Annotated in this window: 4 protein-coding genes; 2 read left to right on the forward strand and 2 right to left on the reverse strand. The window is 63.4% G+C overall.

The annotated features are described in order from the left end of the window. Positions 1-57: 57 nt before the first annotated feature. Both JIN81_RS14955 and JIN81_RS14960 read right to left on the reverse strand, forming a co-directional pair. Positions 58-885 carry a hypothetical protein gene (locus JIN81_RS14955; RefSeq protein ID WP_200281546.1) on the reverse strand — a complete coding sequence of 276 codons (828 nt, stop codon included), beginning with the start codon at positions 883-885 and terminating at the stop codon, positions 58-60. Next, entirely contained in the window at positions 882-7,472 is a 6,591-nt protein-coding gene (locus JIN81_RS14960; RefSeq protein ID WP_200281549.1) for an Ig-like domain-containing protein, read from the reverse strand. The genes JIN81_RS14955 and JIN81_RS14960 overlap by 4 nt, the downstream gene beginning before the upstream one ends. A gap of 86 nt (positions 7,473-7,558) precedes the next feature. Here JIN81_RS14960 and JIN81_RS14965 point away from each other — a divergent pair, with 86 nt between their 5' ends. Beyond that, entirely contained in the window at positions 7,559-8,386 is an 828-nt protein-coding gene (locus JIN81_RS14965; RefSeq protein ID WP_200281552.1) for a YdjY domain-containing protein, read from the forward strand. Between the two features lie 31 nt (positions 8,387-8,417). Then, the gene (gene uvrA, locus JIN81_RS19520; RefSeq protein WP_200281555.1) at positions 8,418-14,255 is read left to right on the forward strand and encodes an excinuclease ABC subunit UvrA; all 5,838 of its coding nucleotides are present in this window, start codon (positions 8,418-8,420) and stop codon (positions 14,253-14,255) included. Positions 14,256-14,713: the final 458 nt, after the last annotated feature.

A 14,713-nucleotide genomic window follows, 5' to 3' on the forward strand; every position in this document is an offset into this window, starting at 1 on the left:
GCACCTCCGCATCGACCAAGACTCCGCCGACGCCCTACTGGAAATGCAGTAGTCCCGTCAGCGCTCAAGCCCGTGCGCCACGCGTGCCTCCACCCGCTCCCGAAGCTCGCCATCAAGCAAGCCGATGATCCGCTTGCCTTCCTCGTCCGGCATCCGCCCCAGGGCATGGGCGACCGCCAGCACGGCTTCGGCCCGAGCCTGTCCATCCTCGACCGCACCAAGCCACGAAACCACCGCCGCTTCATCCCGGCCCATCCAGCGCCAGACCGCCTCGCTCATCCCCGCTTGGCGCGCTGGCCGGCTGTCCAGCGACTCCGCCCATGACAGCGCGGCTTCAGGATTGCTCTGCGACCACCGCTGGACCACCTGAACCGCCGATCGATCCCGCGATCGTCCCGGCTCCATTTCATTGACCACCAGCTCACCCGCCAACTGCGGGTCCTGATTGGAGATTACCACCGCGGCACGCCCCAGCCCTTCCGACCTCTCCGCCGGATCTTCGAGGCCCCTCGCCCACTCGACAGCCGCGGCCGGATCCTCGTCCGCAAGTCGCATCACGAAGTGCCCGATCAGCCGTTTGCTCGCCTCGCTGCCTGTCTCAAGTCGCGAAAACGCCTCCTGAGCCAGCTCGGGGTCCAACTCGATGGCATCCCATGCCACCTCCGCGAACACCCGCTGCTGCTCCGCAGAATCCTCCAGCACGAGTGCCTCCTCATAGGAAAGCCTGACCCGCTCAACCGGATCCACGTCAGCCGACCCATCGCGGGCCGGGCGATCCCTGAACTTGAGGCTTGGCTCGGCGGCCGCGCTCGACTCGTCGGTCGATGACTTGCGACAAGCCCCGACCAGCACGAGCGGCAACAACCACCAACCGACACGCATCATGGCGTCACCGACACGGAATCAAACTTGGACTCATTGAGCTGGTTGTCATGCCCACTCGCCACCGCGAGACCGAAGTAACAGGTCGATGGCAGGTTGGCCGACAAGCTGCCGAGCGTGATCCAATCAGTGCCGTTGAGACTCTTCGAGGCGGTGATCATGCCTCCGACCCGCTGCAGGCGGAGCCAGGCATCACCACCGGAGCTGTCGCCACTCCGCGATGTCGCCGTCATCGCTCCAGGACTCGTCCGGCGCAGCCAGCGGAAATTCCCACTCCCATCGACCCCGAGGAAGACATGGCGCGAATTGGTCCCCAGCGTATCACGAACCATGATGCCTACCCGTGCATTCGGACCGGTGTCATCAAGCGTGTGCACACGGGCCGTGATCGTGCCGTCACCCTCAAGCGTCTGCCAAGCATACTGGAAACGGTCGTTGCGTCCGATGATCCTTCCGGAACCAGAAACGGAAAACACCCCCCCCGAGTCGGTCGCGGATCCCGTCATCAACGGGCTGCCGAGCTCACTGGATTCCCATGGCAGCGAAAGCCCCGGCTCAGCCACATCCACCTCGAGAGAGGCTTCATCCGTCAGTCCGTCCACATCCGTCACACGGACCACGAAGATTTCCGTGCCCGCACTCCCCGCAGGTGGGGTTCCGGTGAGTTCACCATCGCTTGCCACCGACAACCATCCGGGCCCACTCACTTTACTGTAAGTCAGGATGTCACCGTCGTCCGGATCCGTCGCCCGACCTGCGAGCGTTTCACCAAGGAATGGCTCATCCTCTTCCGCTCCTCCGATCAGCACCGGGTCCACCGAGAACTCCGGCGGATCATTGGTGTTCACAACGGTGATGTTCAGCGCCGCCTGAGCGGATTCACCGACTTCATCACTCACCGCCACCACGAACTCATTCAGGCCGACGGCCTCGTTCTCCGGCGTGCCCGACAGACTGCCATCTCCGGCGACCATTAGCCAGGCCGGTCCCGACACCTTGGAGAAGGTCAACTCATCCCCCGCATCCGGATCGTCTGCCCACGCGGCAAGACTTCCCGAATAGGCCGCATCCTCGGTCGCATCAGTTCCCGTGATCGGATCGGCGGTGAAGACAGGCGGTTCATTGACATTGGTCACATCGATTTCGAGAGAAACCGTATCGTCCAGACCCTCGTCGTCCGCCACCCGGATCGAGAAGGTGTTCAAACCCACGTCATCATTCCCCGGCACCCCGGAGAGCCCCCCGTCACCCGCCACCGACAACCATGCGGGACCTGACAGCTTCGAGTAGGTCAACACCTCTCCAACGTCGGGATCCGAGGCGCTGCCCGCGATCGAACCCATGTAGGCCTCGTCCTGCACGGCATCCGGAGCGCTGATCGTCCCACCGCCGAAGGCAGGCGGATCGTTCACATTGATCACATCAATCGTAAGCGCTGCCTGATCGGTCGCCCCTGCCGCATCGGTGACCTGGACCACGAACGCATTGCTTCCCACATGCGCATTCAGCGGGCTCCCTGAGAGACTTCCGTTGCTTGCAACGGCCAACCACGCAGGGCCCGAGATCTTCTGATAGGTAAAGGTATCTCCACTGTCCGGATCCACGACCGAACCCACCAGCGTCCCCGAGTAGGATACGTCCTGAGTCGCATCACTGCCTACGATCGGATCAGAGGTGAAAGCCGGAGGATCATTCACGTTCATCACCGTGATGTTCAGCGTCGCCTCGTCCCTTGCATTGAGAGCATCGAGAACCTCCACCGTGAACACATTCAGGCCCACGTCCGCATTGCCCGGCACTCCCGAGAGCGAACCGTCGCCCGCAACCGTCAACCAGGCCGGACCGGACACCTTGCCGAAGGTCAACGTGTCACCTGCATCAGGATCCACCGCCGAACCACCAAGAGTTCCGCCATACACAACGCCTTGGGTGGCATCGCCACCTACGATCGGATCGGAGGTGAACACAGGCGGATCATTCACGTTCACCACCGTGATGTTCAGCGTCGCTTCATCCCTTGCATTGAGGGCATCGAAAACCTCCACCGTGAACACATTCAGACCCACGTCCGCATTGCCCGGCACTCCCGAGAGCGAACCGTCGCCCGCAACCGTCAACCAGGCCGGACCCGCCACCTTGCCGAAAGTCAGCGTGTCACCCGCATCGGGATCCACAGCCGAACCATCGAGCGTTGCACTGTACGAGATCCCCTGAGTGGCATCGCTGCCAGCGATCGGATTGGAGCTGAAGGCAGGTGCCTGGTTTCCGCCCATCACCGACAGTCGCACGCCGGGTGAACCAAGCGGATCCTCAGTCACTTCCCACGACCGACCGGCCGGGAGCGGCGGAAGGTTGTAGGTCGCGAACGAACCCGTCCGCCCTGCTGCCACCACCACATCAAAGACATCGCCCACCAAGGGTTCAAAGCCGCCGATCAGGAGCACATTCAGCGTTCCGCCTAGATCGGCCGAACCCGAAACCTGAATCTGATCGTAGCCACTCCCCGGCGTCACACCGCCCAGCTCCACCGTGGTCACCGCCGTCGGATCCTGATCGAGAGTGCCGATCGAGAAGACCGCAACGCCATCCACTCCTGCTTCCAGCCCACCCTGCTGGGTGACCACCCCATTGACCGAACCCGTCCCCTCCAGGGTGGATCCACCCTCAACCAGAACCGCATCACCCACCGCCAGACTGCCGGTCACCGCCAGACGTCCAGTCATGACTTCGATGCCCCCAGTGTGACTGCTGATCCCCCCCATGGTCATCCGGCCATCGCCATCCTTCCTCACGAAGCCGCTGTTGGTCAGCGCACCCGACAGGGTCAGGTCACTCGAAGCCGCCCCATCCTCCACCACGAAGGTCGTCGATCCCACCGAACTGTAATCGGAAGCGATCACCGATGATTCATCCGCCGCCCGGACCGTCACCACACTTCCACCTGACCGCGAGCGGATATCCCCGGAACCACCCACCGAGTTATCGATCCAGCCCTCCGTCATCTCCACATCCCTGACGTATGTCTCCTTCGCCAGGAGGAACGTTCCCCCATCAATGACCAAACTACGATTGGCTCCGTTCGTGTTGCCGAAGGAGTGGGCGTTCACGTTCACCACCGTCGCACCCTCACGGATGGTGATGTCCGACGCTCCACCGACGTATCCTTGCGCCCAGCCTCCGCCAGACAGCTCCAGGGTGCCTCCGGTCACCTCGATCGTTCCACCGAATGGACTCGTGCCATTCAAGACAAGCAAACCGGGGCCGGACTTGGTCAACGCGCTCGATCCCGCGAGATCTCCACTGACCGTCAGACTTCCACCCGAACCGATCGCCCAAGCCTGCGCCGCACCCAGCGTGACCGGTGCGGTGATCGAAACATCTTCGACCGCTCCAAGCATCTCAATGCCATCCGCCAGCGTCAGGGTTCCGCCGGCAATGCCAACGGCACCGATCGGATCGGTCACGATCAGGCGCTCCACGCCGAGGCCAGCCCCCGTGTTCGTCGCCAGATTCGCCACCGATTGGTTGTCGAAAATCACAGCATCACCTGATCCCGGCACCACTCCGGCAAGCCAATTCCCGGCCTCCGCCCAGGCGGAATCGGTCAGACCTTCCCACACCTTCAGATTGCTCCCAGTCTCTGGAATCAGCGTCAGCGTGACCGTGCCGGGTGAGGAAACGTTGCTACCGTCGCTCACTTCGAATTCGATGATGTCGGTCCCCGAAGCACCCGGATCCGCCGTGTAGGTGAGATTCGGAGCCGTGCCGGTGAGCGACCCCTTCGAGGGCCCCGAAATCACCGAAAAGGAAAGGGAACCAGGCTCAAAATCACTCCCCGTCAGCGTCACGGCCACCGGATCCGTTCCATAGACGATCAGACTCTGGTCATCCGCCATCGGGACATAGTCCGCCGGCGGTGTCGCCGTGTCACTCGTCGTCCCACCCACCTGATACTCGAGGATCGCTCCGGGCAATGGCACATCGAGGTTCGTAGGGGCGGTCCACACGCCCGGCGATTGCCAGTCCCATGTGAAGCTGCAGTTGTCACCTCCGCCACTTTCCTTGTGAAGGACCTCGACGTAGTAACGCTCGCCACCCACCAGCGGAATCAGGGCTGAAGTTGGCGACGATGACCACTGGCGGAAGCCGCGATAGCCGTTGAGAGACACGATGAGCGCCCGGTTCGCCCGAGTCGCATCCGTGGAAAGCCACAACTCCGAGTTGTCGTCACTCGCGAGATAGAACCGGTAATTCCCTGACTCCGGTGGAGTGATCCATCCGGAAATACGTTGACCATAGTTGTCCCCATATCCCTCCGGGGCCTCTCCATTCTCGACCGGACCACCCGCATCAGGGAAGGTCGGGAAATTCGTCGCACTCGTCAGGTCGGACACGGAACTCCCGGAAAGACCGGTGAACACATCACGCCAAAGGGCGCCCCATGCGAAACTGCCCACACCTTCGACCGAAAGCGATGCCACACCACTGGTCACGAAACCGGCACCATTAGTGATCACGCAGTCGTAGTCGCCAGCCGAAGCCGCCGCCACATTCGGGATCGAAAGGGTCGACGAGGTGGAAACCTCTCCCACCGGAACCCCGTTCAAACGCCACTGGTAGAGCAGGGGTTCGGAACCCTGCGCCGTGACCGTGAAATTCACCACATCACCCTGTGAAGCCGACACCGAAATCGGGTCGCTGACCACATAGGGTGCCACTCCACCGGTTCCCGCGCTGGTATCAACGACCAGATCGATCGGCTCGGTCAGCGTGTAGTCCACCGTGCTCACTTCCAGCTGCACCCGATAGGTGCCATCCTGCGGGACGGTGACCATCGACGTCGCCGAGGATGGCGCACTGAAGGAAGCCACTCCCGGCCCCGAAACCGGCGTCCATGACGCGGTGTAGGCGGCAGGAGCCAGCACATTGCCGTCCACGTCGGTCACCTCGACCTCGAGCTCCTTGCTCAGCGCGTCCAACTTCGCCTCGCGCGCATCCAGCGTCGGCCAGCTGTTGACCGGATTCTTGATGTGGATGTGCAGGCGGTCCGCATCAGGAGCAGGGAAACCCGGCAAATTGCCACTGCGGACAGCCGTCGCGATCGCCGCATTCACCAGGGCGACGTTCCCTTTGTTCAGGTAGCCGTCGCCTCCGTTGTTCTGCCGCCCGGGGAAATAGGAAATCGAACCATCCGGCTCGCGGGACAAGACGGCGAAGAAACGCGAATTTTCCTGATAGTGCTGCTGGCCGCGATCCGCCACCCACGGCATCGCCATCTGGGACAGCGCCACACCACCCAGCGTGTAGGCGTGACAGTGCTGCTGACGATACCAGCGCCGCACCAAGTAGTCTTCCTGGCGCTGGGCCTTGTCGACATCATCCGCATCGCCCGCCAAGCCATAGAGATTCCAGCCTGCGAAGGCACCGCCGGTGCGTCCGGAACTATCACCGCCCCCCTGGACGGACACATATCCCACGTTGCCATCGTCCGCCCCACCATCGGTCCGCGTCGCCACCTTCATGCGGCTCCAGCACCAGAGGAACTTTTCTTCCAGATCCGGCAGCGGATTCCCCGAGGCATCGTTCAGCGTCGTCCCCGGCACCACCGTCATGTCCGCACCCGCCAGCTTGGCCAGCGCCAGCGCCGTCGCCGCGTGGGCATTCATGATGTTCAAGCCACCGGCCCCGTTGTAGTGCGAGTAGTCACCGTGCACGCCGCCGTGCCCCATCCTGCCGTCACCCGCCACGAAGACCGTTCCCGCGTCATTGTACTGACTCCAGTGCTGGATCCGGTTGCCGATCATCTCCGCACCGGTCTGGACGATCGCGTCGGCCGTGGTGTCGCCCGTCTTCGAGCGATAGAGGGAAAGGAACATCGAACTCGCGCACACATCCCAGTTCTCCAGCCCGGGGCTCTGGGTGTCGTAGAGCGCCTGGTTGATGCTTGGCTCCACCGGTTCGTAACTACGACCATTCAAGTAGTTCTCACAGCGCACACGCAGCTTGTCGATGGACAGGCGGTAGGCGTTCGGTCCCGTCGTCGAATTCCAATCCGGGTGGGCCAACAGGATCATCCCGAACCAACCGCTGTTGTAGCCGAAGTTCGCTGACGAACTCGCCTGCACCTTCGAGTGGATCCCATCACAACTCTCTTCAAAGATCGCATCACTCTTGCTGCTGCCCACCGGCCACGCAGGCCCCAGACTGCCAGCCGTCCCCACGGTGACCGGCACACTCAGTCCACCCACCCCACTGCGGATGATCTGAAGATCAACGACCCCATCCGACCCCTCGGCCCGGTCGATCGCCATCCCCAACTCCTGCACCGCCCCCTGATAGCCGTCATTCGAATTCGTCGAATGCACTCCAAACGGAAATCCATCCGCTCCCGCAATGAAGTCCCCGACCTGCAAACCCGCTGCTTCGCCCGCCTCACCGGACTGCAGGCTCTTGATCACAATGAGGCCCGAGCCACCGATGCCGTCCCCCGTTCCTCCCAGAGGACCGAGTGGGAAATCCTCAGCCGTTAGAACCGAAGTGAGGGCGATCGCGAATAGACCGGCGCTGAAGCGTTGCAAGACTCGTGACATTGACATAGTGAGGGTTGGGCGTGTCAGTGGTGACAAAGCCAATACCGTGACGAAAATCACGATCAAAACACGCTTTTTTTGACATTTTGAGACACAATCGTCCCATCAGCCACTTTTTCTTCATCCTCCGCAGCGCCAGGATCCTCATCTTTCTGGCCACCGCCGCGGTCATTTGGATCGGTGTTTCTTCGACCCATCAGGGGCCGGATTCAGCCTCCGAGGCGGCACCCGAGACCCCCGGACCGACACCGGAGACCGCCCCGGATCCAGCGCCCGAAGACCCGGAAAAGCCCCCAAACGCCCAGCCCGCCGAGCCAAACGTCATCCCGCTGGGGGGCGACCGGTTCAAGATCGGCACCATCGAATTCGACAAAGCCAAACGCACCATCACCATCCCCGCCTCTGTCCTGATGCGGGAGGGCGCCGTCGAATACCTCCTCGTGACCCGGACGGGCAAAGTGCACGAATCGGTCTTCGTCACCGACGCCGACCCCCAGGACATCCACCTCGCCGCCCTGCTCCTCGGGATCCGCCCGTCTGCCGATCTGGGGCCCGCTGACTCCTCGATGACGGTCCCGCCCACCGCCGCCCTCCAGGCCTCGGTCACATGGGACCGGAATGGCCCGCCCCAGACCATCCACCTGCATGAAGCCCTCGCCATCGCTCCCGCCGGCGAGACCTCGCCATCCGGACCCGCCCCGGCCACCCTGTGGCTCTACAACGGCTCACGCATCCAGCAGGACGGCACCTTCGTGGCCCGTCGCGAGGGCTCGATCATCTCCGTCATTCGTGACCCGGAAGCCCTCATCAACTACCCCGGAGACACCCGCGACAACGACGAAATCCACCTGCCGAATGCGGCCGCCCTCCCCAAGCTCGAGCACCCGGTCCGAATCGTCCTCAAACTCCGCTAGCCAGCCGCCGCTTCGCGCCTAGGCTCCACCCGTGGCCAGCAAGAAACGGAGCAACAAGAGCACCCAACCCGCGACATCCATCCAGATCCGCGGCGCCCGTCAGCATAACCTGAAAGGGCTCGATCTGGACATCCCACTCGGCCAGTTGACCGTGGTCACCGGCCCCTCCGGCTCGGGGAAATCCTCACTCGCCTTCCACACCCTCTACGCCGAAGGCCAGCGGCGCTACGTCGAGACCTTCTCGCCCTACGTCCGCCAGTTTTTCGATCGCATGGACAAGCCGGACGTCGAGCGCATCGACGGCATCCCCCCGGCCATCGCCATCGAGCAGAAAAACAACATCCGCACCACCCGCTCGACCGTCGGCACGCTCACCGAACTCAACGACTACCTCAAGTTGCTCTTCGCCCGCACCGCGACCGGCCACGACCCGAAGACCGGCGAGATCATCTCGCCCGACAGCCCCGAGTCCGCCGCCAGCTGGGCCCTCGACCACCTGAGCGGCGAAAAAATCCTCGTCACCTTTCCCGTCCCCATCCCGCCCGATACCCCGACGGATGAGCTCTTTCCCTTCCTCAACCAGCAGGGGTACCTGCGCGTCATCACCCCGACCGGCGAGATCCTCCGCACCGACGACGCCCCCGCTTCCGGGACCACCGTTCCGGTGAAAAAGTCCAGAGGGGCCAAAAAATCGGCGCCCGTCATTCAGGTCGTCCAGGATCGCCTGACGGTTGAAACGCGCACCAAAACCCGCCTGCTCGAAGCCCTCGAGGCCGCCTTCTCCCTCGGCAAGGGAGACGCCTCCATCATCTCCCACTTCAGCGAGAAGCCCTCGAAGTTCAAAACCCGATCCTTCTCCACCAAGTGGGAGAACCCCGCCACCGGCACCACCCTTCGTCCCCCCACCCCCTCACTCTTCTCGTTCAACAACCCCGTCGGGGCCTGCCCGACCTGCCGCGGATTCGGCCGGGTCATCGGGATTGCCCTCGAGAAGGCCGTGCCCGACCCCGGCCTCACGCTTTCCGAGGGAGCCATCAAGCCCTTCCAGGGAGATCGGGGTGAAGAATGCCAGCGCGATCTGATCCGCAACTGCAAGGAGCGGGACGTCGACATCCACACCCCGTGGGGCGACCTCGATGAGGACACCCAGGAGTGGATCTACTACGGGGACAACCCCGGCGCCTCCATGGAGGAAATGGAGGACCTCTGGCGCGACGGAGGGTGGTACGGCGTCAAGGGCTTCTTCGACTGGATGGAAACCAAGGCCTACAAGATGCACGTCCGCGTCTTCCTCTCCCGCTTCCGCTCCTACACCTCCTGTAGTACTTGCCGCGGTCGCCGCCTCCAGCCTGAAGCCCTCTGCTTCAGGATCGACGGCAAAACCCTGCCCGATCTGTGGCAAATGCCCGTCAACGACCTCCACCCCTTCCTCACCGGCTTCCAGAAGACGATCAAGCAACGCTCCGCACCCATCGAACTGGTCCTGAACGAGATCACCTCGCGCCTCGGCTACCTCGACCAGGTCGGACTCGGATACCTCACCCTCGACCGACCCGCCCGCACCCTGTCCGGCGGCGAGATCGAACGCGTCAACCTGACCAGCTGCCTCGGAGCCTCGCTCTCGAACACCCTCTTCGTCCTCGACGAACCCACCGTGGGACTCCACGCCCGCGACATAGAGCGCCTCGTCAAGGTCATGCACGATCTGCGCGACAAGGGGAACACCCTCGTCGTCGTCGAACACGAAGAGACCGTCATGCGCGCCGCCGACCAACTCCTCGACATCGGACCCGGCTCCGGCGAAAGCGGCGGCACCCTGATCTTCCAAGGACCGGTGAATGCCCGGCCACAGGTCGAGGACAAACCCGCCGAGACCCAAGGCAAGGACACCGCCAAACCATCTACCAAGGAAGAATGCGGCACCCTCCCCTGGCTCTCCGGCCGGAAAAAAATCTCCGTTCCCGCATCGCGGCGTCCCCCCGGCGAGCAGTCCATCAACATCATGGGTGCCACCCGGCACAACCTCAGGAAACTCGACGCAGAACTGCCTCTCGGCCTGTTCGTCTGCCTCACCGGAGTCTCCGGCTCCGGGAAATCCACCCTTGCCCACGATGTCCTCCACGCCAACCTGCTGAAGAAATTCAACAAACCCCTCGGCGAGACTGAACCGGCTCCCATCCGAGAACTACGGGGATCCCAGTACATCGACGAAGTCCTGCTCGTCGACCAGTCGCCACTTGCCAGGACCCCGCGCTCCACACCGGCCGTTCTCCTCGGGGCCTTCAACCAGATCCGCCAGCTCTTCGCCCAGACCGCCGACGCCCGCGCACGCAACTGCAACACCGGATTCTTCTCGTTCAACTCGGGCGAAGGCCGCTGCGACCGCTGCGCCGGCGCCGGATTCGAGAAGGTCGAAATGCAGTTCCTCTCCGACCTCCAGGTGACCTGCCCCGACTGCTCGGGCCGCCGCTACAAGCCATCCACCCTCGACATCCTCTACCGCGGGAAGTCCATCGCCGAGGTCCTCGAGATGACCATCGACCAGGCCCTCGAGTTCTACGGGGACAGCGCGTCCTTCACCGGGCCGACTCAGAAGCGTCACGCCCAGATCCGCGGTGCCCTCCGCCCTCTGTCCGAAGTCGGACTCGGATACATCAAGCTCGGCCAGCCACTCAACACCCTGTCGGGTGGGGAATCCCAGCGCCTCAAACTCTGCCAGATCCTCGCCGAGAACACCGGCAGGAAGCGCGGCAGGAAAGGCAACCTCCTCATCCTCGACGAACCCACCACCGGCCTGCACTTCACCGACATCGAGCGCCTGCTCGGCGTCTTCCAGCGCCTCGTCGACAACGGTCACTCGCTGCTCGTCATCGAGCACAACCTCGACGTCATCAAATCCGCCGACTGGATCATGGAGCTCGGCCCGGGGGCCGGCGCCGACGGCGGACAACTCGTCGCCGAAGGAACACCCGAAGACATCGCCAGGCTCAAAACCGAGACCGCCCGCTACCTCAAGCCACTGTTGGTAAAACCACGCGCTTCAAAAAACCGCGCCAAAGACAAGTCCACCGACGCTCCCGCTCCCTCTACGGCACCCGCCGTATTAGCCAAGCCCTGCATCCAGCTCCGCGGCGCGCGTGAGCACAACCTCAAGAACGTCGACATCGACATCCCGCGCGACGAATTCGTCGTCGTCTCCGGCCTCTCCGGATCGGGGAAATCCACCCTCGCCTTCGACATCCTTTTCGCCGAAGGCCAGCGCCGCTTCCTCGATTCCATGTCCGCCTATGCCCGGCAGTTCGCCGAGCAGTTGGAGAAACCCGACCTCGACCTCCTCAACGGCCTGCCGCCGACCGTCGCCATCGAACAACGCGTTTCACAAGGCGGCATGAAATCCACCGTCGCCACCGTCACCGAACTCTGGAACTTCATCCGGCTGCTCTACGCCAAGCTCGGCACCCGCTACTGCCCGGACTGCGATGTGCCGGTCGAGAAGCAATCCATCGCCGCCATCGAGAAAACCATCCGCACCCACCTCAAGAACGGCCCCGTCGCCGTCATGGCTCCGATCATCCGCGGCCGGAAGGGCTACCACACCGAGATCGCCGAGTGGGCACTCAAACAAGGATTCTCCAAACTCCTCGTCGACCGGCAGTTCAAGGAGGCCGAAGGCTTCCAACGGCTGACCCGCTACCAGGAACACGACATCGACGTCGTCGTCGCCGAGATCGACCCCACCCGGAAACCCAGCCGATCCCCATCCGCTGCCCGTCGCACCACCCGGGGCAAGACGGAGCAACCGACCACCCTGCCCGAGGCCATCGAGCGCGCCCTCGAGATCGGCAAGGGCACACTCAAGATCTTCACTCCCGACAAGAAACTCGTCCTGCTCTCCACCGAAGCCAGTTGCCCGTCCTGCAACGAGTCTTTCGATGAACTCGACCCACGCTTGTTCTCCTTCAACTCACCCTACGGCTGGTGCCTCGAATGCCGCGGCCACGGACGCATCCCGAAACGCCGCCGCCACTTCGATGCCTCCGGTCACGACTCCGTCCTCGCCGCCGAGCTTGATGCCGATCGCAAGGTCGCCCGCATGGACGACGACGAACTCGTCGACTGCCCCGAATGCCACGGCACCCGGCTCAACCCCGAGTCCCGCGCCGTCCGTCTCGATGCCTCCAAATCCAGCCGCAGCCGTTCGCAAGGCCTGTCCATCGCCGAGCTGTCCCACCTCTCCGTCCACGACGCCACCGGCCATTTCACCAAGGTCAGGTTCACCGCCGAACGCGACAAATTGATCGCCCGCGACGTCCTCCCGGAAATCACCCAGCGCCTCGACTTCCTCAACCACGTCGGCCTCGGCTACCTCCAGCTCGACCGCTCCGCGAACACCCTGTCAGGCGGCGAAAGCCAGCGCATCCGCCTCGCCGCACAGCTTGGCTCCAACCTGCGCGGCGTCCTCTACGTCCTCGACGAACCCACCATCGGCCTCCACCCGCGCGACAACTCCCAGCTGCTCGACACCCTCATCGGCCTGCGTGACCGCGGCAACTCACTCATCGTCGTCGAGCACGACGAAGACACCATCGCCAAGGCCGACCACCTCATCGACCTCGGCCCCGCAGCCGGCCGGCTCGGTGGCGAGATCGTCTATCAGGGTGCCCCACCCCGGATCGGCAGCACAGCAGCGCAAGCCGCTCCCCAGCCCGGGAAGAAAACCCCGCGCAGCAGCGCGCGCAGGAAAGCCACGGCAAAGACTCCGACCAAAGCCCAACAGGCATCCCCGACCTATCAGGCCCTGACCCACCCCATCACCCACCCCATGCGCGGCGAGCGGCGGACCATTCCCAAGTCCCACAAGCATCTCAAACTCACCGGCTGCACCGTCAACAACCTCGACGACCTCGATGTCGCCATCCCCATCGGCCGCCTCACCGTCCTCACCGGCATCTCAGGCTCCGGGAAATCCACACTGATGCACCAGTGCATCGCCCCCGTCTTCAGCAAATCCACCAAGGGCAGGACCTACCGGAAAGTCACCGGCCAGACGACCATCAAGTCCTGCTACACCGTCGACCAATCCCCGATCGGCAAAACCTCCCGCTCCTGCCCCGCCACCTACGTCAAGGTCTTCGACGACATCCGCAAGCTCTTCGCCCAACTCCCCGAAGCACGCATGCGCGGCTACGAGGCATCCCGTTTCTCATTCAATACCGGCGACGGCCGCTGCCCGACCTGTGAAGGCAACGGACGCGTGAAACTCGAGATGGACTTCCTGCCGACCACCTGGATCCCCTGCGACACCTGCAACGAACAGCGCTACAACCCCGCCACCCTCGAGATCCGCTTCCGCGGGAAAAACATCGGCGAAGTCCTCCACATGACCATCGAGCAGGCCGCCGCCTTCTTCGAGTCCCAGCCACGCATCGCCACCCCCCTCCAGCTGCTCGCCGATACCGGCCTCGGCTACCTGCAGCTCGGCCAACCGTCCCCCACCGTCTCAGGGGGAGAAGCCCAGCGCATCAAGCTCGTCTCCCAGCTTATCAAAGGACGGAGCGCCAAGGCTAAACTCAATTCCGCCGCCCTCAAGACACGCAACCTCTACCTCATCGAGGAACCCACCGTCGGCCTGCATCTCGAAGACGTGCGGAAGCTCATCGACGTCCTGCACCGCCTCGTCGATGAAGGTCATACCGTCATCGTCATCGAGCACCACATGGCCGTCGCCGCCGAAGCCGACTGGATCCTCGACCTCGGCCCCGAGGGAGGCGAAGGCGGAGGCAAACTCGTCACCCAGGGCTCCCCGGAAAAAGTCGCCGCCTCCAAGCGCTCCCGAACCGCCCCATTCCTCAGAGCCGAACTCGCCTGAGACAAGGTCCAGACGCGAGCAAGACCCACACCCAAAGAACCAGGCCCAACGGGCCGGCATCCCTCAGCCCAGGGCGCAGCCTTGGGGTAAGACCCGCGCCCAGACAAAACGGCCTGAAGGGCCGTGATCCCAAAGCAACCCGAGCCCCATTCCCACCAAGGGTTCAGGGACTGAGGGGTCAGGGACCAAGCGATGCCAGCATATAAGGAGCGCGGCTTTCCAAGCCGCTGCAGCTCACCCGGCCACTTTCCACTTTCTACTTTTTACTCTCCACTCAAAAACCGCAGAGCAAGCGGAGCCTTCCCCCACTTTCCACTTTCTCCTTTTTCCTTTTTCCTTCCCACTCACCAACCGCAGAGCATGCGGAGCACCCATTCCACGCCCCTTTCGCGCTTCCCCATCTCTTCAGCCCATTCCGACAAAGGGGTCAGGGACTGAGGGATCAGGGGCCAAGCGAT

Source organism: Haloferula rosea (assembly GCF_016595525.1).
Classification (GTDB): Bacteria; Verrucomicrobiota; Verrucomicrobiia; order Verrucomicrobiales; family Akkermansiaceae; genus Haloferula; species Haloferula rosea.

What these genes read in the sequence shown, in the direction of transcription:
- JIN81_RS14960 (WP_200281549.1), bottom strand. Translation starts at nt 7,472, where the DNA reads ATGTCACGAGTCTTGCAACGCTTCAGCGCCGGTCTATTCGCGATCGCC.
- JIN81_RS14955 (WP_200281546.1), bottom strand. Translation starts at nt 885, where the DNA reads ATGATGCGTGTCGGTTGGTGGTTGTTGCCGCTCGTGCTGGTCGGGGCT.